Annotated in this window: 25 protein-coding genes; 4 read left to right on the top strand and 21 right to left on the bottom strand. The window is 31.4% G+C overall.

Annotated features, from left to right (window positions below):
• Positions 1-54: 54 nt before the first annotated feature.
• The 10 genes from BED47_RS23995 to BED47_RS04295 form a co-directional block, all read right to left on the bottom strand.
• A complete protein-coding gene (locus tag BED47_RS23995; protein ID WP_254664544.1) occupies positions 55-453 on the bottom strand; it encodes a Gfo/Idh/MocA family oxidoreductase in 399 nt (132 codons plus the stop codon).
• The gene (locus BED47_RS23990; RefSeq protein ID WP_254664543.1) at positions 450-1,079 is read right to left on the bottom strand and encodes a Gfo/Idh/MocA family protein; all 630 of its coding nucleotides are present in this window, start codon (positions 1,077-1,079) and stop codon (positions 450-452) included. Before BED47_RS23990 ends, BED47_RS23995 begins: the two co-directional genes overlap by 4 nt.
• 40 nt (positions 1,080-1,119) lie before the next feature.
• Positions 1,120-2,088 carry a sugar phosphate isomerase/epimerase family protein gene (locus BED47_RS04330; RefSeq protein ID WP_029715356.1) on the bottom strand — a complete coding sequence of 323 codons (969 nt, stop codon included), beginning with the start codon at positions 2,086-2,088 and terminating at the stop codon, positions 1,120-1,122.
• A gap of 24 nt (positions 2,089-2,112) precedes the next feature.
• A complete protein-coding gene (locus tag BED47_RS04325) occupies positions 2,113-2,829 on the bottom strand; it encodes a ThuA domain-containing protein (protein WP_029715355.1) in 717 nt (238 codons plus the stop codon).
• Between the two features lie 43 nt (positions 2,830-2,872).
• Positions 2,873-3,619: a sugar phosphate isomerase/epimerase family protein gene (locus BED47_RS04320; RefSeq protein ID WP_069032571.1), complete on the bottom strand. Its 747-nt coding sequence runs from the start codon at positions 3,617-3,619 to the stop codon at positions 2,873-2,875.
• A gap of 21 nt (positions 3,620-3,640) precedes the next feature.
• A complete protein-coding gene (locus BED47_RS04315) occupies positions 3,641-4,717 on the bottom strand; it encodes a Gfo/Idh/MocA family protein (RefSeq protein WP_069032570.1) in 1,077 nt (358 codons plus the stop codon).
• Positions 4,718-4,793: 76 nt separating this feature from the next.
• Positions 4,794-5,657, bottom strand: coding sequence for an AraC family transcriptional regulator (locus BED47_RS04310; RefSeq protein WP_025569010.1), 864 nt, complete (start codon positions 5,655-5,657; stop codon positions 4,794-4,796).
• Between the two features lie 168 nt (positions 5,658-5,825).
• A complete protein-coding gene (locus BED47_RS04305; protein WP_025569009.1) occupies positions 5,826-6,200 on the bottom strand; it encodes a DnaJ family domain-containing protein in 375 nt (124 codons plus the stop codon).
• 218 nt (positions 6,201-6,418) lie between these two features.
• Positions 6,419-7,102, bottom strand: a complete 684-nt coding sequence (locus BED47_RS04300; protein ID WP_069032569.1) for a hypothetical protein — start codon at positions 7,100-7,102, stop codon at positions 6,419-6,421.
• 430 nt (positions 7,103-7,532) lie between these two features.
• On the bottom strand, positions 7,533-8,018 hold the full coding sequence (locus BED47_RS04295) for an AraC family transcriptional regulator (protein ID WP_069032568.1): 486 nt from the start codon (positions 8,016-8,018) through the stop codon (positions 7,533-7,535).
• Between the two features lie 220 nt (positions 8,019-8,238).
• Here BED47_RS04295 and BED47_RS04290 point away from each other — a divergent pair, with 220 nt between their 5' ends.
• Complete coding sequence (locus BED47_RS04290; RefSeq protein WP_069032567.1) at positions 8,239-9,006, top strand: HipA family kinase; 768 nt, start codon at positions 8,239-8,241, stop codon at positions 9,004-9,006.
• A 134-nt stretch (positions 9,007-9,140) separates the two neighbouring features.
• Here BED47_RS04290 and BED47_RS04285 read toward each other — a convergent pair whose 3' ends face one another.
• Positions 9,141-9,644 carry a CcdC protein domain-containing protein gene (locus tag BED47_RS04285; RefSeq protein ID WP_025569092.1) on the bottom strand — a complete coding sequence of 168 codons (504 nt, stop codon included), beginning with the start codon at positions 9,642-9,644 and terminating at the stop codon, positions 9,141-9,143.
• Positions 9,645-9,846: 202 nt separating this feature from the next.
• A complete protein-coding gene (locus BED47_RS04280) occupies positions 9,847-10,287 on the bottom strand; it encodes an NUDIX hydrolase (protein ID WP_025569093.1) in 441 nt (146 codons plus the stop codon).
• A 214-nt stretch (positions 10,288-10,501) separates the two neighbouring features.
• Here BED47_RS04280 and BED47_RS04275 point away from each other — a divergent pair, with 214 nt between their 5' ends.
• Positions 10,502-10,966: an NUDIX hydrolase gene (locus tag BED47_RS04275; RefSeq protein ID WP_069032566.1), complete on the top strand. Its 465-nt coding sequence runs from the start codon at positions 10,502-10,504 to the stop codon at positions 10,964-10,966.
• A gap of 172 nt (positions 10,967-11,138) precedes the next feature.
• On the opposite strand, the gene BED47_RS04270 is transcribed toward BED47_RS04275, so the two are convergent.
• The 4 genes from BED47_RS04270 to BED47_RS04255 form a co-directional block, all read right to left on the bottom strand.
• Entirely contained in the window at positions 11,139-11,657 is a 519-nt protein-coding gene (locus BED47_RS04270; RefSeq protein WP_069032565.1) for a hypothetical protein, read from the bottom strand.
• 232 nt (positions 11,658-11,889) lie between these two features.
• A complete protein-coding gene (locus BED47_RS04265) occupies positions 11,890-12,945 on the bottom strand; it encodes an ABC transporter permease subunit (RefSeq protein WP_069032564.1) in 1,056 nt (351 codons plus the stop codon).
• Positions 12,942-13,820 carry an ABC transporter permease subunit gene (locus BED47_RS04260; protein ID WP_069032563.1) on the bottom strand — a complete coding sequence of 293 codons (879 nt, stop codon included), beginning with the start codon at positions 13,818-13,820 and terminating at the stop codon, positions 12,942-12,944. Before BED47_RS04260 ends, BED47_RS04265 begins: the two co-directional genes overlap by 4 nt.
• 34 nt (positions 13,821-13,854) lie before the next feature.
• Positions 13,855-14,376: a hypothetical protein gene (locus tag BED47_RS04255; protein WP_069032562.1), complete on the bottom strand. Its 522-nt coding sequence runs from the start codon at positions 14,374-14,376 to the stop codon at positions 13,855-13,857.
• A gap of 217 nt (positions 14,377-14,593) precedes the next feature.
• Between BED47_RS04255 and pepF the strand changes: the two genes are divergently transcribed.
• A complete protein-coding gene (gene pepF / locus BED47_RS04250) occupies positions 14,594-16,405 on the top strand; it encodes an oligoendopeptidase F (RefSeq protein ID WP_069032561.1) in 1,812 nt (603 codons plus the stop codon).
• Between the two features lie 48 nt (positions 16,406-16,453).
• Here the strand turns inward: pepF and BED47_RS04245 are convergent, their stop codons facing one another.
• The 5 genes from BED47_RS04245 to BED47_RS04225 all read right to left on the bottom strand — a co-directional run bounded on the left by BED47_RS04245 (position 16,454) and on the right by BED47_RS04225 (position 24,253).
• Positions 16,454-17,842: an APC family permease gene (locus BED47_RS04245; RefSeq protein WP_069032560.1), complete on the bottom strand. Its 1,389-nt coding sequence runs from the start codon at positions 17,840-17,842 to the stop codon at positions 16,454-16,456.
• Positions 17,843-18,108: 266 nt separating this feature from the next.
• Positions 18,109-18,756 (bottom strand): nitroreductase family protein, encoded by a 648-nt coding sequence (locus BED47_RS04240; RefSeq protein ID WP_069032559.1) that lies wholly within the window; start codon positions 18,754-18,756, stop codon positions 18,109-18,111.
• An 11-nt stretch (positions 18,757-18,767) separates the two neighbouring features.
• Positions 18,768-20,603 (bottom strand): ABC transporter ATP-binding protein, encoded by a 1,836-nt coding sequence (locus BED47_RS04235; RefSeq protein WP_069032558.1) that lies wholly within the window; start codon positions 20,601-20,603, stop codon positions 18,768-18,770.
• Positions 20,584-22,323, bottom strand: coding sequence for an ABC transporter ATP-binding protein (locus tag BED47_RS04230; RefSeq protein WP_069032557.1), 1,740 nt, complete (start codon positions 22,321-22,323; stop codon positions 20,584-20,586). Before BED47_RS04230 ends, BED47_RS04235 begins: the two co-directional genes overlap by 20 nt.
• A gap of 148 nt (positions 22,324-22,471) precedes the next feature.
• Positions 22,472-24,253, bottom strand: coding sequence for a M3 family oligoendopeptidase (locus tag BED47_RS04225; protein ID WP_069032556.1), 1,782 nt, complete (start codon positions 24,251-24,253; stop codon positions 22,472-22,474).
• 628 nt (positions 24,254-24,881) lie between these two features.
• Between BED47_RS04225 and BED47_RS04220 the strand changes: the two genes are divergently transcribed.
• Entirely contained in the window at positions 24,882-25,442 is a 561-nt protein-coding gene (locus BED47_RS04220; RefSeq protein WP_025671360.1) for a 3D domain-containing protein, read from the top strand.
• Positions 25,443-25,451 lie beyond the last annotated feature (9 nt).

Below are 25,451 nucleotides of genomic sequence, written 5' to 3'. Positions count from 1 at the left end.
TACTTTTTTATAAGTTTAATTATTAAATTATTGGGGATAAAATAATCGATTTATTTATAAATAAATCCTCTCTTTTTTCTTACCTGATTCATAGATTGCACAAATCATCTTTTGAGTTTTCATTGCTTCTTCACCAGTTATATGTAACTGAGAATGATCGTTCAATGATTCATAAAAATTATTAATCTGTTTTACATGACTAACGCCCCAATACCCCTTCGCGCCATTGCCATAATCAAAGGTTTCATTTGGATTGTTATCAGCAACGAACTCTCTTCCATCTTTTAAAGAGACTACTCCACGGTCAGCAACCATTTTAGCAAGCCCATTTTCACAATGCAGCTCAATCGTAACTGGTGCATCATAAGAATAATAGTTTATTGTATGGAAGGCAGTGACTACACCACTTCTATACTTAATAACACCTTCTGCACAATCTTCAACTTCAATCATTTCATGTGCTCTATTACTAATTGTCGCGTCGACATATTCACATCATCAACGAACCATCGCATTAAATCCATCGTATGAATCGCTTGGTCAATGACTACCCCGCCACCTTCTTTTTCCCAAGTCCCTTTCCAATCACTAGTTAAATAGTACGCGTCAGAACGGTCCCAAGTTACTGATAGTTTTCCAGATTTTATTTTTCCTAGCGTACCATTTTGTAACATTTCTTTAATTAAAACTGATCCTGGATTATACCTATTTTGAAAAATGACACCTAATGTTACTCCATTATTTTTTGCTGTTTCTACCATTTCTTGTGCATCAGAATAATGAATAGACATTGGCTTTTCAGTAAGGACATGGATTTTTCGCTTTGCAGCTTCAATTGCAACCGGCGCATGTAAATAATGCGGTAAGCAAATATGGATAACATCTAAATTTTCTTTCTCAAAAAGCTCTAGATAATTTGTATAATAAGTACATTTGAATTGTTCAGCTTTCTCTTTTGCTCGCTCTTCTTTAATATCACAAACCGCTACCAATTCTACATTTTCTCTTATGAAAGCAGGTTGTGCATGCATTAAAAATATATTTCCACAACCAATAATCGCAACTCTTAATTTTTCCATTTTTTCACCAACTTTTTTTGGATTGGTTACCTATTTTTTATTAAGTCCACCACATTTGTGATGGCTCTTCGTTTATCAATACGGAATGTAAGTTTTTTACAGCACGTGAAAAACCTTCTTCAATCGACATGATTGGGTCTTCATGTTCAATACTAACAACATAATCATATCCAAAAGTACGTAGTGCGCTCATCATATCAGACCAATCTTTCAAACTATGTCCACAGCCTACTGAGCGGAATGTCCAAGCTCTAGTTTGAACTTCACCATAAGGTTGCATATCAGTTAAACCATACATATTTACATTATCTTGGTCGATATACGTATCTTTTGCATGGAAATGATGAATCGCATTTTCTTTTCCAAGTATTTTAATCGCTGCTACTGGATCAATCCCTTGCCACCAAAGATGACTAGGATCTAAGTTAGCACCGATTGCATTACTAGTTTCTTTACGTAACTTTAATAATGTATATGGAGTATGAACTAAAAAGCCACCATGTAGTTCTAGTCCAATTTTCACTTGATGATCCTCCGCAAATTTGCCCATTTCTTTCCAATAAGGAATTAACTTTTCTTCCCATTGCCAATTTAGTACATCTCTATACTCATTTGGCCAAGCAGTTACTGGCCAACTTGGGTATTTTGCTTCTTCATGGTCACCACTTGTTCCAGAAAAACAATTGACAACTGGTACACTTAATAGCGAAGCCAGTTTAATCGTTTTAGCAAGTACATCATGAGATTCCTTTGCAAACTCTTTATCAGGTGATAATGGATTACCATGACAACTAAAAGCACTAATCGTTAATCCTCGTTTTTCAACTTTTTCAATATATTCTCTTCTTACTTGCTCACTTTCTATTAAACGGTCTAACGGACAATGGGAATTTCCAGGATAACAACCTGTACCAATCTCAACAGCCTTTAATCCCGAATCTGCAACTTTATCAAGCATTTCTTCAAATGATTGATCCGCAAATAATACTGTGAATACTCCTAATTTCATCGATTTCTCGCTCCAATCTATGATTTACGTTAATGCCTCTATGGCCTCTTTATGTCCATATGAAGGATAATTTCTTTTTGATTTATTCGCCCAATTTACTGCATTAATGATAATTTTTTGAACTTCTTTATGATGATAAGTTGGATAAGTTTCATGTCCTGGTCTGAAATAGAAGATTTTTCCATTCCCTCTTTTAAATGTACAGCCACTTCTAAATACCTCTCCACCTTTAAACCAACTTACTAACACTAGCTCATCTGGAGTAGGAATATCAAAATGTTCGCCATACATTTCTTCTTTGTCAATTTCAATATATTCGCCAATACCATCTACTATCGGATGACTCGGATCGACAACCCAAAGTCTTTCCGTTTCAGCTGCTTCACGCCATTTTAAATCGCAGCTAGTCCCCATTAATTTTTTAAAAATCTTAGAAAAATGCCCAGAATGTAAGACAATTAATCCCATACCTTGCAATACTTTTTCATAAACTTTTTGAACAATTTGATCTTCCACATCATTATGAGCAATATGTCCCCACCAAATTAATACATCAGTATTTTCTAGCACTTCACTGGTCAATCCATGATCAGGTTGCTCTAATGTAGCTGTCGTAGTATCATACCCTGCTTCATTTAAGAACGTTGCAATGGTTGAGTGTATTCCGCTTGGATAAATGCTTTTTACAACTGGATTAATTTGTTCGTGTCGATTTTCATTCCAAATCGTAACTTTTACCATATGTCTCACCCATCTCTATTTTTTTACATATTTTAATAGCGTTTTAAGCTTCAGCTAAAATCCTTTTTAAATTATTCAATCCAATTTCAACACTTTCTAATTGTGGTTTCGTAAACGCTTCTTGCTCAACAATTAACCATTCAGCTGAATTTAGTTTTGCTTGTTGTACAATTCCTTTTATATTCATAATTCCATTTCCAACTTCAGTACTTTCCTCTTTGGATGGTGCCATATCTTTCAGGTGAATTAATGGAGTTCTTCCTTTATACTTACTCATATATTCAACCGCATCTACACCAGAAAATTCTAACCAATAAGTATCTAACTCTGCTTTTAAGAGATTTGTTGGAACTGAGTTTAATAAAATATCTAGTATATATTCGCTTTCTAATCTGACTAATTCATGAGCATGATTATGATAAACTAACGATATTCCCGCTTCAGCTAGTCGGTTTCCAGATTGTTGTAAATGTTCCGCAAATTCTTTCCATTCTTCTAAACTAGTAAAATTGGCCCAAGGACATACAACATATTTGTTTCCTAATTCTTTTTCGAAAGCTATTACGTCATCAATATAATGAATAATTTGATCTGCACTTACATGGGCTCCTGCTATCTTTAATCCTAGTTTGTTTAAAACAGCTTTTATTTCCGAAGCATTTTTACCATAGTATCCCGCGAACTCTACTCCGTCATAACCCATTTTCGCTACTTTTTCTAAAGTACCGAAAAAGTCGATTGCTGCGTCCTCTTTTACACTCCATAATTGTAGGGCAATTGGTAGTGTCATATATTTCATCTCCTATACTAATTAGTTAAAATATACCGGTTTCTTTGATTTTGAAGATTCGTAGATTGCCTCTAAAATTTGAGTTACAACTAATGCTTGCTCAGGTTTAACAATTGGCTCTGTATCATTAATGATACTATCAATCCATTGTCTCGCTTCTAATACTTCAGCGGAATCGGTTGCGCCTTCATAAAAAGCTACGCCGCCAGTGTTGATATCAATTTTTTTATCGTAAAGTCGCCCATATGCTTCTCCATTAATTCGGAGACCATCTCTCATATCAGCTCCACCTTCAGTACCACAAAGTGTAGTTTGAGCTTCACCTATTTCAAGAGTGTTTAAAGCCCAGCTCGATTCTAGGATAACGGTTGCACCATTTGCCATCGTTATAAAACCAAATGCAGAATCTTCTACTTTAAATTCCTTTGGATCCCATGGACCAAAAGCATTTGCAGCGTTTTCTTTATGAGATAATTCGTGGTAAACGTTTCCAACTACAAATTTAGGTTTATAATTATCCATCAGCCATAACGTTAAATCCAAAGCATGAGTACCAATATCAATCAGTGGTCCGCCACCTTGCTCTTCTTCGTTTAAAAATACACCCCAAGTAGGTACCGCTCTTCTTCTTATCGCATGAGCTTTTGCAAAATAAATTTCACCTAGTTCATTATTTTTACAAACTTCACTTAAATATTGTGAATCGTTTCGAAAACGATTTTGATAGCCAATCGTTAATTTTTTTCCTGTACGTTTAGACGCTTCTACCATCGCTTTTGCTTCTGCTGAAGTTTTTGCCATAGGCTTTTCACACATAACGTGTTTACCAGCTTCTAAAGAATCAATTGTAATAAATGAATGAGATTTATTTGGTGTACAAACGTGAATGACATCTATCGATTCATCTGCTAATAATTCCTTGTAATCTGTATATGTCTTTGCTTCCTCTACACCAAATTGTGCCTTCGCTTTAATAGCACGTTCTTCAATAATGTCACAAAAAGCTACCATTTCTACATGATCTAATACTGCTAAGCTTGGCATATGTTTACCATTTGCTATACCGCCACAACCGATTATTCCTACTTTTAATTTCATTATAAAAACCTCCGGAAATGTTATTTACATTTCCAGTTTATAGAAATAATTCATTTGAGTCTTCCTTACACCTTGCCTAAAACTTCTCAAATATTGTCTTTTTTTTATATTGGGTTGGAGATAAACCAACTTCGTTTTTAAATAATCTGTTAAACGTTTTCACATTAATGAATCCAACATTATAAGCAATTTCTGTAATTGGTAAATCTTCATTAAATAAATACCATTGAGCCTTCGTTATTCTGTATTGATTTAAAAAATGACAAAATGTAGAACCAGTGTATTTTTTAAAAAACTTTGCAAAATATGAATTGGTAAAGCCGATATAATTCGCAACATCATTTAATGTAATATCATTCATATAATTCTCTTCTATAAAATGAAATATTTTTTCTAGTTTTAATAAACTAGCCTTCCTATTTGGATAGTTTAGTTTATTATTTTCTGTATGAGGTAGGTCCCGATAAACTAGAAGTAAAATATCATATAATCTAGCTCTTATCGCCAATTCATATCCTTCTTTTTTGCCGATATATTCACATTCAAGTTCTTCTAAATAGGTAATCATTTTCTGTTTAACTTCTTCATTCCAAAAAACACTAGATTTTTGAATACAATTAAACAATTCGATTAGTTCCATATTATTTTTTTTCAAAAACTGTACATCTTCGAAAATAGTAAAATCAAATTGCACGACCAATCTCATACTATTTGGTGAAGATAAAAAATAATGAATATCACCACTATTAATGATATAAAATTCGCCTTCTTCTAAATGAAGTAACTCATCATTTACACCAATCTTTAAAACGCCTTTCTGTACATAAATGATTTCTACGAGTTTATGCCAATGATGACCAACTAACGTCAATCCATCATTTGAAAATAAACAAAATGGAAAATTCCGATCTAGTCTCCTCACTTCAAGAGTGGCGCTCATTCTTATCCCCCCTTACAACTATTTTTATTATGTATGTATTTTACATTAACATTAAATATAGATTTTTTCATAGAATTCCCATTTTAAAGTCAGAAAATAAAAAGATGCTTATACCGAGTAAAAAAGTATAAACATCTATATAGTGAATTCGTTCATTTTTTCACAAACTCATTTCCAATAAATCAATTGACTCTCAAGGTTTTCCTTATTTACATAATTTCTTTGCATCGGAAAAGGACAGCCTAAGTTATATTTCTTAATTTCATCATTTACTTCCGAGATCATTTTAGCTATTTCTTTACTATTTTCATCAGAATTTAACTTCATCAAAATCGTTTCAAGCTTCTGGAATATTTTCTTTTGTTGCATTACCCAATCTGGTTTATAGCCTGACTTCTTAATAACAGTTGTTAATAAATCATCTTTTAAAAGCTCCTTAGGTAATGGTTTACCTATTCCAGGTAAATCTTCAAAACCACCTTCTTTTTCATGACGTTTAACAATTTCACTTAACCAATCTACATATTTCCCATTATTCGTCATCGTTATAGCCACCTTTTTGGTTAGTCCTATATTATACTATTCGTTACTTTCTAACTATTTCCTTTCTATATTTTATGCAAACGAATGGTTTAAGTAAGTTTCTAACTTTATCAAAATTATGAACTTTTTTTGAATAAACAAAAAGAGGAACCGCTCATGCCAGCCCCTCTCAGTTTTTATATGTATTTTTAAAACCAAATTAAGTATAATGAAAAAATTTATGCTCGATGTCTTTGAATAAACACATTCTCTTTATAATTTTTTAACAATCCTCTTTCTCTCAAATATTCCTTAAAATACAAGTTCGCTTCTTTCCGCTCATCATAAGGATTCTTAGAAAGTACAAAGCCTAACTTATCTTCCTTTTGAAGTTCAACACCTGACATATATAAATGAATTTTATTTTGATGATAAATTTCTTTTAACGGTTCCATGAAATTAATAGTGAAAGCAGAAAGCAACTTCATTTCCGTATCGAATGTAAACCTTGAAATATACGATAAATCCACAAAAATTACGCCAATAAATCCAGTATTTGAAATTTCAGCCCTTATTGTTTTGTCATTATTTAAGTGACCAATTTCACGAAGATATTCAATAAAATAACGAATTCCTTCTTCTTTTTCGAATGGCTTTTTTGATAAGATTAAGCCTATTTTCTTTTCCTCTCTTAAATATTCACACGCAATAAATGCTGGAATTTTTTGTTTTTGAAATAATGCACATGCAGCTTGCAATAGTCCATTTAATACTTCATGTATAATTAAAGGATGTTTCCTTGTAAAATAATATTGATTTTCTTGCAATTCTTCCATATCAATGAAACTTGCTCCGATAAAACCTGTATTGGATATAATAGGTGTTTTTGATTTCCTTTTAGTTGCTCCATTTCTTTTCATCATGCAAGTTCCTTTCCTTCTAAAATCTATACATAGAACATTAGTTCGCCTTTTATATTTTAATCATACACAATAAATTTTAAAATGTAAATCTTAAAAATGAAAAAAGGATACGAAAATTTTTCGCATCCTTGAAATAATTTTTATTAAGATTGATCATTAGCTTAAGAAACAGTTTCTTCCTCAATGTCTACATAGCAATCCATTGTATGTACTTCTTTATCTTCATGATTTCCAAAGTAAATAGTGAAATTCATAGTCTAACACCCTTTCACAAAGGATATAATTTTAATTTAAATTCTATTTAATTATATTATTATTTCCAAGAAATAACAATACTTACATCATATATGAAAAAAGATGTTTAGGTTAATAGAAAATCATTTTACTTTATTACTAATTGGTCTTTCAAAATACTAAAAAACTAGTTTATTTAAGCTGTCCGACTTTTAACTGGCACATATAAATGAACTTTAGCTTTTCCATCTGGGTCTTCAGCAGGATTATTCATACTAAATTCTAAGTTATAGCGGTCATAATCAGGTTCAAACTCACTGTTTGGTGACCATTGTTCATACATATATTTATATCCATTATTTAACATACTAGGAGAATCATAATATTGATACAAAACGTAATGACCTCCATCTAATTTTCTAAATTGGATATTTTCATGTTTTTCTTTATCAAAACCATCAGGTATTGTAACACAGGCATCGTGACGACAATTTAGACTTTCTATTAAATCTGGGTTATCTAAGGAAATTCCTATGAAAGATTGTTGTGGTGGAAAAAGTCCATTATTTATTGCCCAATTTAATAACTTATCCCAATGTTCCCCATTTGGTTCAAAATATGATCCGACACGTCTAAAAAACGCAACCTCATATTCTGTTAGTTCTTTAATTACAACTTTCATTTTCTCAACTCCAAATTGGTAATATAGTCCTTTATTCTCTTTCCTTTATTTAAAATCCTTTTCTTACAAAAATTAAATTTAGAGCATATACATCTACCGAATATGAAATTGTGAAAAGAAAAAAATTCTTCTAGTTCATTAATTCTTTTGTCCAATACCCTTCTACTTATATAGAATATAGTAATATGTTCTACTTAATAAGGAGGTTTTAGTTATATCATTGATTGTACCGATAAGATATATAGAAACGCTACCAGGAAAAGCTGCACATTTATTTTTGTTTAGTGATGGTAATCGTTATGCTGTTAAATGTAAAAATAATTTCCATGGAACAAGGGAACTTGTAAACGAATATGTTGTCGCTAGATTAGGTCAACTGTTGAATTTGCCTGTTGTACCTTTTGAAATTGTAACGATGACTGAAAAGCAAATTCAGCAAATACCCAAAAAATTTTCTTCTCATTACCAACCAGGTAAACAGTTTGCTAGCCTTTTTATTGATAACTGTATTGGCCTTGCAAAAAAACCTCCTCGTCCGACTATAAATGAATTAAATAATCCCCATATTTTGGCTGGAATTCTCGTTTTCGATTATTGGGTGCATGATGCAGACCGCACTAAAAGCAATATACTTTTAAAACGACACCCAGATGGACAGTATGACATTCATATGATTGATCATGGAAAATGTTTTCCAGGAGGATACAAATGGAATGCAGAAACTCTTCAAAAATCCAAAAAGTTTAAAAAGGAATCAATCGTTCATGTTTGGACGGTAGATATGTTAAATGACTTAAACATCATAACGTCTTATATTGAAAAAATCTTAGCATTATCTGATGTCTCAATCGAAGAAGTTATTCAGGATATACCAGTAGACTGGAATGTTTCAAACGAAAACAAAGTAGCACTTTTTAAATATCTGAAGGAGCGCAAAAAAACACTTGCTGAATCAGTTTATACATTTGTAAAAAAATATTTGAATTAGTTACGATGGAAGATATTATTCGTCTATCAATATGATTATTATGGGTATTTTTACTGCAGTATTTCGGAGACATATCTATTTTTATTAACATTTCATTATCAGGAGTGAATCTATTAAAAAAACCAAAATACCCTTCAGATATTTTTCTGAAGGGTTTCTTTATTATTATAGTTTCTTTTAATATATATTTGACGAAACTTGAGAAATGAAATAATTCTCCAAGGGCAAATATATCCGATTGCAACGGTCATAAAAAGTGCTGCCTCAGTCTCATTGCCGAGCCACTTTAAATAATCGCGAAGTACAAATCGGATAATAAAGATTATAACAAAGACGACGATGAAACTTTTGTTCTTTGTAGCGTAGATTTGTTGATCAGATCGGAGTTCATAATTTGTCGTCCAAATAAGTGGAATAGATAAAATAACTCCAAAGAGAAGTGCACAAATCCATACCCAGCTAGCTGCATGAGCATTCGGATTCAAAACAATGGGAATACTAGGGATCAGTAAATATAGCATTGGGAGAAGAAGGCGAACTCCTCTTCCTTTAATTGGGTGATACATAGCTCTCGTTCTTCGCCATAATACCAATGCAGCAACCATAATAACAATCATATAAAAAGAAGAAGCGTTCATATATTCCCCCGCAATTGTAATATTTTAAGTGTTGAAAAACATTAAACATTTTAATGTATATTCCTCAGATAAAGAGATAAGAAGTCAAAACGAAATTAAGAAAAGCTTTTAGAAATTCATATATTAGGAGAAAGATCTATTTTTGAAAGTGATATTGTCATATTTTATGTATGCTAAAATAATGAAATCTGTTAGTTGAATATTAAAACTCTATATAAAAGGGATGGCTGTTTTCATTCAAACAATATTCAATTCTTTGTTTGAAATTTTTCCAAGTTACCATAGTTAAGGCCTCCTCAATAGGAAAATATCCCACTTCTATGCTTTCTGAAGATGTTGTCAACTTTCCACCAATTGGTTTAGCTAAAAACAATGTGTTACAAATTGATCCACTAACATTTTGAAATACTCCACAAAATTTCAAAACTTCAATATCAATTCCACTTTCCTCTTTTGTTTCCCTAATTGCAGCTTCTTTCAATGATTCCCCCTCTTCAACTTGCCCACCTGGCATTTCCCAACCTCGTTGTGGACCCTTAATTAATAAAATTTGATTTTGTTCATTTATTACAATTGTCGCTGCTGAAATAATATGTTTGGGTGGTGAAAACTTATTTTCTGTATTTTTTTCCTTAGATAACAAAAGAATTCCCCTTTCTTCATCTAACTCCTAAATAATACTTTTTAAATATTCTATTAAAACTTAAAGAGACCTTTTTTCAAATAAATGCATCTTTTTTATGTCTATGGATGAAATGATCAATTATTCCGCTCAATGGAAGGTTAGCTAAAAAAGAAGGAAATTTTATTCCTTCTGTCGAATTTTGAAGGATTAGTACGATGAAGGAGATTTTCACATGGATTATATCAAAAATATGAGGAAATATATTGGAAACGAAACCCTATTCACAATAGGTTGTGGGATCATTATAGAGGAAAATGAACAAATATTGTTGCAACACCGAACAGACGAAGACAATTGGTGCATACCAGGTGGAATTATGGAAATTGGAGAAACTTTTGAGGAGGCGGCAAAAAGGGAAACTCTTGAAGAAACGGGACTTACTGTAACGGGATTAGAGTTGTTTGGTATCTATTCAGGTGAAAAATGCTTTGTTCAGTACCCTAATGGAGATAAAGCATTCAGCGTTCAAATAATTTTTTTATCTAAACAATTTACTGGAGAATTAAAACAAAAGGATATTGAAAGCAGAGAACATCGATTTTTCAGAAAGACAGAGCTTCCTACTAACTTAAATCCACGACAAAAATCATTCATAATTGATTGGGAAGAAGATAATAGACATCCAATTATTAAATAATTAACTCAACAGAGGCTTTTATGGAATAGGAAATTCATAAAGAGTGAAAAACCCAGAACAATTAAGATCTGGGTTTTTCACTCTTTTAGTAGAATGCTATATGCTTTTTTCACTTAACATATTTCAGAGTAGTTATTTCAATACACTCCTACAAACTCACATATTTTATGTCTTAATCGTTGAAACATTTGCTAGAATCAATTGTTTTAAAAATTCGTGTATATACATCCTTTATGTTAAGATCGTTTACTTTGTCATTGTATAGTCCATATCCACAGAAATGATTTTCATCCAAAATACCCGTGGCATAGGATTGGTCAACCATATCAGGCGCATCTTTATAGGATATTTGTCCATTAATAATTAATTCAAATGATTTTTTTGAATCCATAAAGAAAAATGGAAGACCAGAATGTTGATAAATAGCTAGATATTTATGATTGGCAACTTTAGAAAGATGTTCCTTCTTTATTATTATGGCATCAAATTCCGAGGAAAGATTCTTAGTTTCTTCGATTTTATCCAAATTAATATGTTTGAATTTCACATTCTCTTCTCTTACTTTCGGAATATTTCCTATAACACCAATAATTAATTTTTTCCCATCATAAAGAGGTGTGTAAATAGTATCAGAATTACAACCAGTCAATATGACTAATACTAGCATTAAAACTGGAATTATTTTTTTCATAAAATTAGACTCCTGTTATGTAATTAGTTGATTAGTTAGAAACTCCACAAATGTAATGATCGAACACAATCAAATGAAATTTATTTACTAGATTTTTTGCTAATTCTTCAAAACTATAAATTGCATTTCCAGCAAGGCTGTGAACACAAACAATAGTTGGATTTTCTTTATTTCCATTTTCGTATTAACTCACTCTATTCTTAATTTAGAACAAATGCCTTCTATTAAGCTATTATCTTGTTAAAAGCTGTCCATTCGTTTTAGGTTCTTCCTCTAAAATCCTATTAACTTCATCTAAATTTTCTTTATTTACAAAATCGAAATCATTTAATCCAGGATATAAATTTTCATTTCTGAGAGGTTTCTTCTTTTTTTGCACTGTTTGGTTTTCCATTAAGCGCTCAATTCCCAATTTAATAAGATTAAAAGCAAATATTGAAACGATAAAAGCGATACTTGGACCAATGATTACCCATGAATCAATCGATAACTCGATGTAATTAGCACCAATCATCGCAGACCATTCATTAGCTTGTGACATCGGCCGATCGACACCTAGATCTAAGTAGAGAACTTTTACACCACCAATAAAAAGTTTAAAAACCCCTAATTGGGTTAGTAAAAATAAAGTATGAATAGTCTGTTGTACAAATAATAAAAGAATTCGGCTTCTTAAATATGGTATGACATGTTTACGGCGGATCCAGCCATTTCGTGCACCAATGACTCTAGAGCTAGTAATAAAATCATTTTTTAAAAAATCTCTTACTTCTTCACCTATTGAATTCATCAATATTGGTATTGAAATAATAATTAGTAGTGTTATTTGAATTGCAATCGTTTTTTCTTTTGCTGCTTCTGGAACGTCATTTAATTTCACAAAAAATGGAAATATAATGATTACAGCTGGGACAAAACGAAATGCATTTAAAATTGGTTCAATAATTTTTAATAATCTTTGATTCATGAATCCGAAAAATGTGCCTAGTAAACTACCAAATATGACTCTCATTAGTCCTACAACGATGGCAATGGATAAAGTGTATTTTGCACCATCAATTACCATCCAAAATACATCTCTTCCAAATCGGTCGACACCAAAAAGATATTTCGAACTTGGAGGATAACCATATGTATCTACTAATTTACCTTCTGCATTGTATAACAAAGCAGGGGCTGGTTTGATCGTATCCTTAATAAAGTAAGTATAAATAAAACTAAAGGTGATTAAGCCAAGTATGATAAAGCTTCCAATTATAATTGGTAAATATTTTCTATTTTTTATCATATAGCTTGTCCCCCTTTCATTCTATTAACAATTTGTTTAAACAAAATCTCTAGCAAAAAGAATGGGATAAATAGTAAAACTAGCGCCATAAAAAAGATTTCAGGCGAACTGCTGTTATTAAATAGAAATGAAAAATAGCCCTTCATATTAAAGAACTTCTCTACTATTAATAGATTTGAAATCATCATCCAAAATATTAGCTTACTATTACTTAATAAAGTAATCGCAACATTTCGTAATATATGACGGATAATAATCCAAGAATTAGACAGTCCCTTTGCTTTTGCATACTCTACATAGTCTCTAATTTTTTCTTCCTGTATTGCTAGAAATAACATTTGGAAAAGTTGAATAGTAGGAATGATTGATACAAGGAAGATTGGTAATGCGTAAGCTTTCGATTCAAAGCCATTTACTGGGTCCACAATTTTAACGCCTGTTTTATTAAAAATCCATAAAAAGAAAATTTGAAATACGCAAATCATTACTACATCTGGTATAGATTGTAGGAAAAATAGGATACTATTCATTATTTTTCTAAATGATTTTGGGCCTAAATTAACTATATAAGCAATAAATAATGCCACGAAAATTGAAAGTAAAAACGCTGATAAAAGAATCGTAAAAGAATAAATATATGGCTCTAAAAATACGGAAGAAAAAGGAGCATATTGAAATTCTTTTAAGTAAACTTCTAAATTATCGAAGTAAAAAAAACTCCAAAAAAAGATTTGTAGTTGATTCCAAAACTCAACCAGTCGCTCCCCTTTTGGTAAAAATAGAGTAAAAGAAGTAGCCGTAATTAATCCAATTCCGAATATGGTTAAACAAAACTGAAGAAGATATTTAGATATAATTCTACTTGTTTGTATCATGTTTTCTACACAATCTCTTTCGCCTAATTGTGTATTATTTCCCCTCCTTTTCTTGCTTTATCTTATCTTTACTAAATACTAGAAAACCTCCATCACTTAATTTACCGAATTTCCAAAATGTACCGTACTGTTTAATATATATATATTTTTGGTTATTTTTTTTCCCAACTCGATAACCTTCTGTAGTGGATCGAATGTTTTCACCATATTTACCGAATTTGTCTTGAATGTTTTTTGGTTGGTTTTCAGGCTTAAAAAATAATAAACCAGTTAGGTTTTTATTTTTTGTATCTAATAAAACTTTCTTATTTGCAGTACCATTTTCATCTGTTTTAATAGTAGTTTCGTAGATTACTTTCTTTGTATCATCATCTTTAAACAAAAGATTAAATTTAGCATTTTTAGGAAGTGATGATTCTACTTTAATCCCGACGGTTTTAAAATCATAAGTACCTTGTGGTTTAATAGCTAAATTTTGTGGAGGCTTTTTAATAGTACAAGCTGAAAGTACGATAGTTGCCAAGGTTAGTAAACAGACCATTTTAAATTTTTTCATTCGATTAAAAAACCCCTTTCAAAGGAATAAAATTTATTTCCATTTTTTTTTATAAAAGTTAAAATTTTTAACCAAATACAATTAATTTTATCAAAATAATGACGGCTTGTGCAGTGAAATTGTTATAATTTTCTATTTTATCGAATAATTCCACCATTTATTTGTTTTTATACAGTATAATAGATTCGTACCAACTACTAATAAAGGAGGCAATTTGATGGAAAAAATGTTAGTAAAACGTTTAACACGTGCTGAGGTTCCAACAGAAATGACATGGAAATTAGAGGATTTATTTCCGACTCGTGCAGAGTGGCTAGTTGCTTTAGAACTAATTGAGAATGACCTAGTAGAGGCGAAATCGCTAAAAGGTTCTGTCCTTAAGTCTGCTGAATCTTTAAAAAAGGCTTTATTAACTTATGAATCGATTATGCTTCAATTAATTCGTTGTGGTACATATGTAAGCTTACTTCAGTCTGGAGATGGTTCAGATTCTCAAAATCAATCTGATAGTTTACAATTTTCTAGCTTAAGTACAAAAGCAAATACAACTTTAACGTTTATTCAATCAGAGCTTTTACATTTAAATAACGAAATGTTAGAAGGATTTATTAAGGAAGAAAATGAAATTGAGGTCTTTAAATTATTATTAGAAGAAATTATTGCATCTAAAAAACATATATTACTCCCTGAAACTGAAGAGGCTTTAGCTGCGCTTGGTGAAGTTACTTCTGCCCCATATCGAATTTACCAAACAAGTAAGGCCGCTGATTTAAAATTCGATTCCTTTGAAGATGAAAATGGAAAAGAATTAGAAAATTCGTTTGCCATGTTCGAAAACTTATATGAATTCTCTCCAAATCAAACAGTGCGTAAACAAGCGTATGAATCTTTTACTAAAACACTTACCCAATACAAAAATACATATGCTTCGATTTATGCTACTCAAGTAAAAAAGGAAGTCGCATTAAGTAAATTACGTAATTATGACTCAGTTACGCAAATGCTACTTGAAGATCATAAAGTATCTTTAGAAATGTATCATAATCAATTAAATATCATCTTTAAGGAATTAGCTCCACATATGCGTAGACTAGCTAACTTAAAGAAAAAACAACTTGGACTTGAAACGATACATTTCTATGACTTAAAAGCACCACTAGATCCAGATTTCAACCCAAGCACTACTTATGAAGAAGCAAAAGAAACGATTTTAAAATCACTAGAAATTATGGGACCTGACTATGTTTCAATTATGGAAAAAGCGTTTGATGAGCGTTGGATTGATTATTCCGATAATGTTGGAAAATCAACAGGTGCATTTTGCTCTAGTCCGTATGGAGTGCATCCATATATTTTAATTAGCTGGCAGGATACGATGAGAAATGCATTTGTCCTTGCTCATGAGCTAGGGCATGCTGGTCATTTTTATTATGCAAACAAATATCAACGTGTTGTAAATACACGTCCTTCTATGTATTTCGTAGAAGCACCTTCGACATTTAACGAAATGTTATTAGGCCAATATTTATTAAAACAAACGAATGATCCAAAAATGAAGCGTTGGGTGATCCTGCAATTACTAGGTACTTATTATCATAATTTTGTAACTCATTTACTTGAAGGTGAGTTCCAAAGAAGAGTTTATGACCTTTCTGAAAAAGGTACGCCTCTTACAGCGAAGACCTTCTGTGAAGTTAAAGGGAATGTTCTGAAAGAATTTTGGGGAGATTCTGTTGAAATAGATGAAGGTGCAAGTTTAACTTGGATGCGCCAGCCTCATTATTATATGGGACTTTATCCATATACTTATTCTGCTGGATTGACTGCATCTACTGCAATTTCACGAAGAATTGCTTCAGAAGGCCAACCTGTTATTGATTCATGGATTGAAGTATTAAAAACAGGTGGATCGAAAAAACCTGTTGAACTATTAAAAATGGCAGGTGTTGATCTAACAACAAGTGCACCAATCAAGGAAGCTGTTGAGTATGTTGGTTCATTAGTGACTGAATTAGAGTCTCTTTTCTAAAAACATCAAAAAAACCTAAATTATTTCAAAATAATTTAGGTTTTTTTATTAGTTTTTCATTTGTTTCTTTTTACCTTTCGTTCCATTAGTGTAAAGTATAAATCCAATACATCCAAATAAAATTGGTCCAAGTACGATAGGTAAATATTCTAGTAATGTCGTATCTGGAGCTGGAATAAGCGTTAAACCGATTGTTCCAACTACTGAAATCATTCCAATGAGTGCAACGAAAATGGCTAGTGAATTACTTTTAATTTTAAACGGTCTGTTTATTTTTTTATCAGTCATACGAAGTTTAAGATACGCACTAATTAAAAATACATAAGGAATAAAAAATGCCAATGTTGACATTAAAATTAACATATTTAATGCCTTTGAGACACTTGGTACAAATGCAGATAGGATTAAAATTAGCGTTACTGCCGCTGCTTGACCTAATATTAAAATTGATGGCATACCATCTTTATTTTCTTTTAATAAATTTTTAGGAAGTACCTCTTTTGCACTTTCAGCAATCATTACACTTGGATTCAAAATTAAAAATGAAAGAGATCCTACAAATGCTAATACAAAGCAGATTCCTAAAATTTGAGAAAGTGAAAAATCCAGTCCAAATTGTGAAGTTATTTTATCCGCAAATAAGTAAAGTGCCGTCGCAGTTTGGTCAGATGAAATTGTAATGACAAACTGGAAAGCAACTGTTGCAAGTATATATACTAATGCAATAATAATTGATGTAATTAAAATTGCTCTAGGAAATGTTTTTTGTGGGTTTCTTACATTACCTGCAATCGTTCCTAGCATTTCTGCCCCTGAAAAACCAAACATTAGTGTTGATAAAAACATGATCGTTCCAAATGATAAATTATTTGGCATGATTGTACTTTGTGTAAAGTGGGTAGCGCTTGGTTCACCGCTAAACATACTATAAAATCCAAAGCCAAATATTAAAATAGCCGGTACTAATACGCCAAGTGGAGCCCCGATCGATGCAAGCCTTCCGCTCATTTTAGTACCTTTTAATGTAAGTAATGTAACAATCCAAAATATAATACTAGATATAATAGCTGTTTTCATAGGATGACTTGCCATTTGTGGCTGGTTAATTCCATATGCAATCGCAATTGTTGTAGTTAATAAAAGTGACGGATAATACGTAAAATTAGCAATCCAAAAAAACCACGAACATAAAAATGACGCCTTCTCGCCAAAAGCTTTTCGAACCCAAACACCCATTCCGCCTTGATTTGGATAGGTTGTAGATAACTCTGCTACAATCAATCCAATTGGAATAAAATAAATTAACGCTGCAGCAATCCAATAAAATAAAGCTGAAGGACCGATTGTTGAAGCAAAAGCAATATTACGTAAACCTAATATTGCATTTATACTTAAAAATGATAAACCCATTACCCCTAATTTTTTAGTCGAATTCATGATGATACTGCACCTTTCAGAAAAAATTCTTCTACTTATTAATCACTTGAGTAATTATACAAATATATTAATATAAATTCAATCGTTATTTTATACTAATATAATATTTTGAATTGATCTAAAATTTCATCTTTAAATGCGAGTTATTGCTCAAGCAGGCAATGAACTTTGTTAATCGAAGAGATATTCTATTCAATATCCAGTCGATTGTTCTATAAAAATACAAAAAACCCACGAGTAATTTCCTCGTGGGTTACTTAATTTTATTAATCAACGTAACGAATAATTTCTGCAACTTCTTTACGTGCAAGTTTTTTCGCTGGTTCAGATGGATATCCAAGTGAAATAACCATGTTAATTTCGCGGTTTTCCTCAATTTCTAAATACGTTCTTAGTTTATCTTGAGCAAGTAAGACTGGACCTGTCATTGGACATGTTCCTAAGCCTAATGCATGGGCTGCTAACATTAGGTTTTGTGATGCTAAGCAGCTGCTTTTAATTCCTTCTTCTTTCCAAACTTCATTTTCAACAAAGCCAATTGGATCAAATATTTTTGTTCTGAATTTTGATTCATAAGGTGTTGCTAAACAAATAATTAAAACTGGTGCTTCTCTAAATGCTGTTGCATAAGGACCAAAAGAACGAACTAATAGTTTACCTTCTTTTTCTAATCCTTTTTCTTTTGCTTTTTCAGCAACTTCATGTAGAGAATCCCATGTCATCTCTTCAATTTTTTTAATTTTGTCAGTGTTTTTAATAATGATAAACTCCCAAGTTTGTGAGTTTGTATCACTTGGAGCATAACGTGCGCAGTCAATAATTTCTTCAATTATTTCATTTGATACTGCTTGATCAGTAAATTTTCGAATACTTCTTCTTCCGTGAATAATTTCTTTAAACGAATTGTAATCCATGCTTCCACCCTTTATTGTATATGCTGATCTTCACTCATCCCTTGATGATTTACTAATTCATAGTAAAATCCTTGTTTATCAATTAGTTCTTCATGTGAACCTCTCTCTATACACATTCCATTTTTCAAAACAAGTATTTGATTAGCATTTTTAATTGTATTTAGTCGATGAGCAATGACAAAGCTTGTTCGGCCTTGCATTAGTCTTTGTAAAGCTTCTTGAATTTTAATTTCAGTAATTGTATCAATACTACTTGTTGCTTCATCTAAAATTAAAATTGCAGGATCTGCTAGAATAGCTCGAGCAATTGAGAGAAGTTGCTTTTGACCTTGACTAATTTGCTGATCATCTTGATTTAAGATTGTATCATATCCTTTTGAAGATTTCATAATAAAACTATGTGCATTGGCAAGCTTTGCAGCCTCTTCTACTTCTTCATCTGTTGCATCTAAACGACCATAGCGAATATTTTCTCGAATTGTTCCTTTAAATAAAAATGAATCTTGTAAAACAAATGCCATTTGCTGTCTCAAATTTTTTCTAGAATATTGTCCAATACTTACACCATCTATGAGTATATCACCACTATTGATTTGATAAAAGCGCGAAAGTAAATTTACTACTGTAGTTTTACCTGCACCAGTTGCTCCGATTAGAGCAATTGTCTCACCTTGTGATACTTTGAATGAAACATTTGTTAATGTATTTGAATCCTTCCCATAAGAAAAATTAACATTTTTATACTCAACTTCACCTTGAATAACTTTTTGATCGTTAATTATGTGGGATTCATCAATCGCTTCAATATCTTCATCGATGATTGAGAATACTCTTTCAGCACCAGCAATAGCAGAAAGTAATGTATTAAACTGATTTGATAAATCGTTTAGTGGTCGAGTAAATTGTCTTGAATACTCAGTAAATACAACAATTGTACCAATCGAGATATGTCCTTTATAGGCAAAGTAGCCACCAATACCTGCAATGATTGCAAAGCTTACATTGTTTAATACATTCATGAATTTAGGAATAAATCCGGCAAAGATAAAAGCCCAAAATCCTGAGTTTTTCAATTTTTCATTTTTATTTAAAAAATCTCGAATCATTTTATCTTCTTGAGAAAAAGTTTTGATGATTCTTTGGCCTGAAACAGTTTCTTCAATAAATCCATTTAACTCACCTAAGTTACGTTGCTGGATTTTATAGAGTTGGCCAGTACGGTGCGTAATCCATTTTATACCAATTATTAAAACTGGAACAATTGATAAAGTCAGTAAAGTTAAGATTGGACTGTACCAAAGCATCACTGAAATCGTACCAATTAAAGTTAAAACACTTGAAAAAACTTGGATTACTGATGTATTTAAAGTCGAACTTACATTTTCCAAGTCATTTGTTACACGGCTCATTAACTCTCCATGTTGTCTTTTTTCAAAAAATGACATAGGTAATTTATGAAACATATTAAATAATTCTGTCCTCATTTTTGTTACAGTGTTTTGAGCAATATCGATCATCCAAAAATTTTGTAAAAACAATGATGCTGAATAGCCTAAGTAAATAAACACTAAAGCAACGATTAACCAACTTAAACCACTTAAATTATCTTTTAGAATATAATGGTCGATTGAATAGCCAACTAATACAGGTCCTAATAAACCGAGTACAGAACTTGCTAAAACCATTAAAAGTACGACAACTAATTTACCTTTCATTAATGCTAGGTAAGACCATATTCTTTTCAATGTTGAGGAAACGTTATCTGCTCGAGAAGCTTCCTTTTTCTTCTTTTCCTTTGATAATTGTAAGTGTTTATATTGGAAAGGTTTAGTTAGCTCCTTTAACATTATGAATTTCCTCCCTTCCATATTGTGAATAGTAGATTGCTTTATATAATTTTGAACTTTTTAATAAAGATTCATGTGTACCCTCTTCTACAAGCTCACCCTCATCTATAATTAATATTTTATCTGCATTTTTTGCTGTGCTGATCTTTTGAGTGATGATTAATGTGGTGCAGTCGTAATTTTTTAGAGCTTCAATCAAACTAGCTTCGGTTTTTAAATCTAATGCACTAGTACTATCATCAAGTAATAAGATACTAGGTTTTCTAAGAATCGCTCTTGCAATCGAAAGTCTTTGTTTTTGACCACCAGAAAGGTTAACTCCTTTTTGACCAATTAAACTTTCATATCCATTTGGGAAAGTCAAAATTGAATCGTGAATTTGTGCATGTTTAGCAGCTAAATAAACTTCCTCATCTGATGCACTTTCTCTACCCATTAGTAAATTTTCTTTGATTGTACCTGTAAATAGTAAAGCTTCTTGTGGTACATATCCAATTTGTCCTCTCAGTTGCTTACTGTTTATTTTACGTATATCTTGATCATCAATTAAGATTGTTCCAGAATTAACATCGTATAAGCGAGGGATTAATTGGAATAAAGAAGTTTTTCCAGACCCTGTTGAGCCCAATATCGCAATTGTTGTTTGAGGATATGCAACAAATGAAATATTTTTTAACACCTCTTTTTCAGAGTTAGGATAACTGAAAGAAACTTGATGGATTTGAATTTTTCCTTCCAATCGATCTGTAAGTTGGTTTCCTTCATTCTTTTCTACAAAGTCTTCTTCAATCGTTAATATTTCATCGATCCGTTCAGAAGAAGCTCTCATTCTTGAAAATGCACTAATAATAAATGAAAAAACAGTAAATGATGAAGTAATACGAGAAATATAATTTACGATTGCAACAATATCTCCAATATTTGTTTCATGTGAATGTACTTTACTATTTCCAAACCACAATACAATCAAAACCGCAGCATTCATAAATAGAAGCATGACTGGCATCGTAATTTCCATTGTTCGTAAAGCAACTGAGGTTTTTTGTTTTAAATTTTGATTTATATGTTGAAATCGATTATTTTCATAGTCATTTCGTACGAATGCCTTAATTAATTTCATTCCAACTAAATTTTCTCTTAGCACACTATTTACAATATCCACATTATCTTGAACATTCTTAAATAGCCTTCTACCTTTTTTAACCATCCAATTTAGGAAGATAAATAAAAAAGGTAAAATTAAAAATAGAATAAATGAAAGCTTCCAATTCAAAATTAATGCCATTACGACACTACCAGTTACGATTAATGGTGCTCTCAAAATAATTCTTAAGCTCATAAATACGGCACTTTGTAATTGTGAAACGTCATTTGTCAATCTAGTAATGATTGATGAAGTTGGTAAATAACTAAACGTCGTAAATGAAAAAGTTTGTACTTTCTCAAATAATGTTTTCCTTAACGTATATGAATAGCTTTGAGCAATATGAGTTGCATAAAAAGTATTTAATACTCCTCCAATAAAAGCAACGATCGATAACACGATCATGACGATTCCCCATTTTGTAACATAAGCCATGTCTTTGTGAACTATTCCATTGTTAATGATATTAGATAAAATATATGGTTGAAATAATTCAACGACTAATTCTAATAGTAAAAAGACTATGCTTGCGAAAATTGTTATTTTATATGGTTTTAAAAATTTAAAACTATTCACTTTAGTCACTCCCCTACTAAAGAGGTAATGATTAAAAACCCCTCCGTATTTTCTTATCTCTTTTTAATAAATCTACAAAAATGTTAATAAAGGCATTTAAAACATGAAAAGAACTCGTAATTAAACGAGTCCTCCTCATAGAAAGTTATCATTCAGTGATTGATAAAAATTCTTCAACGTCTTTAAGAGATAGTTTTACTGCCTTCTCCCAAAAATCACGTTTTGTTAAATCTACACCTAAATGTTTTTGAGCTAATTCTTCAACTGTCATAGAAGCTGTATCTTTTAAAAGAGCAATATATTTCTGTTCATAGCTCTTTCCTTCTTCCAATGCTTTTGCATAAATTCCTAATGAGAATAAGTATCCAAATGTGTATGGGAAGTTATAGAACGGTACACCTGTAATATAAAAGTGTAGTTTTGATGCCCAGAAATGTGGATGATACTCTTCTAAAGCCCCACAATACGCTTCTTTTTGAGCTTCTTCCATCAGTTCATTTATTTTATTTTTACTTACAACACCATTTTTACGCTCTTCATAAAAACGCGTTTCAAACAAGAAGCGAGCATGAATATTCATATAAAATGCTACACTTCGTTGAATTTTGTCTTCTAAAAGAGCTAAACGTTCCTGATCGGAACTCGCATTTTTAACAGCTGCATCAGCTACAATCATTTCTGCAAATGTAGAAGCTGTTTCAGCAACATTCATCGCATAATATTTATTAAGTGTATGAACATCTTTCATCGCAAATGAATGGAAAGCATGACCTAATTCATGTGCTAATGTTGAAACATTCGAAGGTGTACCTGAATATGTCATGAAAATACGTGATTGGCTGCTTTCAGGAAATCCTGTACAGAAACCTCCTGGACGTTTACCTGCACGATCCTCCGCTTCAATCCAAGAATCTTCGAAAGCCATCTTTGTAAAACTAGTTAACTCTTCACCAAATTTACCAAATTGATCTAATATAAATTCTGCACCTTCAGAATATGAAACGGTAGAATCAATATCAGCCACAGGCGCATCTAAATCATACCAACTTAATTTATCTACGCCTAGTAATTTAGCTTTTCTTTCTAAATATTCAACAAATGGCGCTTTATTGTCGATTATCGCACCCCACATTGAATCAAGTGTTTCTTGACTCATACGATTGATTGATAATGGTTCTTTTAATACATTATTCCATCCACGTTGTCCATATACACTTAAACGGAAACCTGCAAGGTGGTTTAATATTTTAGCGAAATAATCTGACTCTTCTCCCCATGTTTCTTCCCATTTTTCAAAAATCTCTTTACGCACATTGCGTTCCTTAGAAGAAAATAGATTTGATGCTTGACCAACAGATAAAAGTTTATCATCATGTTCGATCTGCATTTTTCCAACAACAGTATCGTACATTTGGCCCCAACCATGATATCCGTCAACTGAAAGGGCAGTAATTAATGCCTCTTGTTCAACTGATAATAATTCACTAGCATTTTGACGACGCTCATTTAATGCGAAAGAAATTCCCTTAAACTCATCAGTTTCTAAAATATCTTTCCAAACAGAATCTTCAATTTTCGTTAGTTGACTATGGAATTTTGTTAAAGACGTAGAAAATGTTGCATATAGCTGCGTTAACTTTCCTCTTAATAAATTAGCTTTTTGATCAGCCATATTTTGAGCTTGTAAACAGCTAACAAACCCACTAGCTTGCGATAATTTCTTACCTATTACTTCAATATTACCTATGATATCAGCTAATTCCTCAACTTCATCACTACTTTTAGGAGCAGAAAACAAAGAAACTTGTTTTTCAATTCTTTCTACTAAATTGGTAATTTCTATTATGTATGATGCGAATTCAGGAGATTCACTGCCTCCTTTAAAGAAAACATCTAAATCCCATGTAAGTGAATATGTATTTGTTGACATACGACCCCACCTTTTGGTTTTTTAAGTACATTTGTTATTATACATTATTCAAAATATTTAGTCTAATCATACTACTTTTACCAATTTTAAATCCTACACAAGCTTGTTAAATTTTGCTGTAATCGTACATTTTGTCTATTTATAATAGAAAGAAATGTTTAGCACGATTCAGTTTGAGTTAGTTTTTAGTAAAATTTAGAAGTTTTTAGAACTAAAATTCAGTTTCTGTTTAGCCTTAAATTAAAAGCAAATATTACAAAACATCACTAAATGTTACATAGTTTTTAATTCTAAATTAATAAAACCCATCTCAATTGTCCTAAAAAAGTATGTTTTTCTAGACTATTTATTACCTGATTGAACAGTTTTTACTGATTAACTATCTTCCTATTCACTTTTCAATTCACCTCTTTTAGCCCTTTAAAATCAAGGATCTTTGCTCATAAATCAGGGATGAACATTCTTAAATTGGAACTATGTCGAAATGAACTGTAGTTATTATGCAGAATTTATAGAAAATTATAAAAAAAGGTAATATATTTGTAATATAAAATAAAACTACTGAAATCTTACTGTCACATTCCCATGGTAAAGTATTATACATAGAAGATGGACAGGAGCGGGAAATATGAAAAAATTAATGACATGTTTTGTTACTACTGTTATTCTAACAATGGGATTTACGACAAATACATACGCAGCAACATACAAAGTTAAATCTGGTGATACTTTATCTGCTATCGCAAAAAAACAAAAGGTAACAGTTTCTCAGATTAAATCTTGGAACCATTTAAAATCAGACCTAATTAAAGTAAATCAAGTATTACAAATTAAACCGGCAACTAAGAAAAAAACAACAACAACTAAAAAAACAACAGCTAAAGCTGCTACACCTTATAAAGTAATTAAAATGAAAGCTACAGCTTACACTGGTAGCTGTAAAGGATGTAGTGGTAAAACAGCTACTGGCATAGATTTAAAAAAGAATCCAAAAGCAAAAGTTATTTCTGTTGATCCAAAAGTAATTCCTTTAGGTTCTAAAGTATATGTAGAAGGCTATGGCTATGCAATTGCTGGAGATACTGGTGGTTCTCTAAAAGGAAATAAAATTGATGTATTTATCCCAAGTCAGAAAAATGCCCAAAAATGGGGAGTTAAAACAGTTACTGTAAAAGTTTATAAAAAATAAGAAAACGAG

The sequence above is a fragment of the Gottfriedia luciferensis genome (genome assembly GCF_001712755.1).
GTDB lineage: Bacteria > Bacillota > Bacilli > Bacillales > Bacillaceae_G > Gottfriedia > Gottfriedia luciferensis_B.
Note: the sequence above shows the minus strand (reverse complement) of the source record. Positions and strands in the feature narration are given on the sequence as shown.

Coding starts and splice junctions, on each gene's coding strand:
- BED47_RS23995 (WP_254664544.1), bottom strand. CDS start 453: ATGATTGAAGTTGAAGATTGTGCAGAAGGTGTTATTAAGTATAGAAGT.
- BED47_RS23990 (WP_254664543.1), bottom strand. CDS start 1,079: ATGGAAAAATTAAGAGTTGCGATTATTGGTTGTGGAAATATATTTTTA.
- BED47_RS04330 (WP_029715356.1), bottom strand. CDS start 2,088: ATGAAATTAGGAGTATTCACAGTATTATTTGCGGATCAATCATTTGAA.
- BED47_RS04325 (WP_029715355.1), bottom strand. CDS start 2,829: ATGGTAAAAGTTACGATTTGGAATGAAAATCGACACGAACAAATTAAT.
- BED47_RS04320 (WP_069032571.1), bottom strand. CDS start 3,619: ATGACACTACCAATTGCCCTACAATTATGGAGTGTAAAAGAGGACGCA.
- BED47_RS04315 (WP_069032570.1), bottom strand. CDS start 4,717: ATGAAATTAAAAGTAGGAATAATCGGTTGTGGCGGTATAGCAAATGGT.
- BED47_RS04310 (WP_025569010.1), bottom strand. CDS start 5,657: ATGAGCGCCACTCTTGAAGTGAGGAGACTAGATCGGAATTTTCCATTT.
- BED47_RS04305 (WP_025569009.1), bottom strand. CDS start 6,200: ATGACGAATAATGGGAAATATGTAGATTGGTTAAGTGAAATTGTTAAA.
- BED47_RS04300 (WP_069032569.1), bottom strand. CDS start 7,102: ATGATGAAAAGAAATGGAGCAACTAAAAGGAAATCAAAAACACCTATT.
- BED47_RS04295 (WP_069032568.1), bottom strand. CDS start 8,018: ATGAAAGTTGTAATTAAAGAACTAACAGAATATGAGGTTGCGTTTTTT.
- BED47_RS04285 (WP_025569092.1), bottom strand. CDS start 9,644: ATGAACGCTTCTTCTTTTTATATGATTGTTATTATGGTTGCTGCATTG.
- BED47_RS04275 (WP_069032566.1), top strand. CDS start 10,502: ATGGATTATATCAAAAATATGAGGAAATATATTGGAAACGAAACCCTA.
- BED47_RS04270 (WP_069032565.1), bottom strand. CDS start 11,657: ATGAAAAAAATAATTCCAGTTTTAATGCTAGTATTAGTCATATTGACT.
- BED47_RS04265 (WP_069032564.1), bottom strand. CDS start 12,945: ATGATAAAAAATAGAAAATATTTACCAATTATAATTGGAAGCTTTATC.
- BED47_RS04260 (WP_069032563.1), bottom strand. CDS start 13,820: ATGATACAAACAAGTAGAATTATATCTAAATATCTTCTTCAGTTTTGT.
- BED47_RS04255 (WP_069032562.1), bottom strand. CDS start 14,376: ATGAAAAAATTTAAAATGGTCTGTTTACTAACCTTGGCAACTATCGTA.
- pepF (WP_069032561.1), top strand. CDS start 14,594: ATGGAAAAAATGTTAGTAAAACGTTTAACACGTGCTGAGGTTCCAACA.
- BED47_RS04245 (WP_069032560.1), bottom strand. CDS start 17,842: ATGAATTCGACTAAAAAATTAGGGGTAATGGGTTTATCATTTTTAAGT.
- BED47_RS04240 (WP_069032559.1), bottom strand. CDS start 18,756: ATGGATTACAATTCGTTTAAAGAAATTATTCACGGAAGAAGAAGTATT.
- BED47_RS04235 (WP_069032558.1), bottom strand. CDS start 20,603: ATGTTAAAGGAGCTAACTAAACCTTTCCAATATAAACACTTACAATTA.
- BED47_RS04225 (WP_069032556.1), bottom strand. CDS start 24,253: ATGTCAACAAATACATATTCACTTACATGGGATTTAGATGTTTTCTTT.
- BED47_RS04220 (WP_025671360.1), top strand. CDS start 24,882: ATGAAAAAATTAATGACATGTTTTGTTACTACTGTTATTCTAACAATG.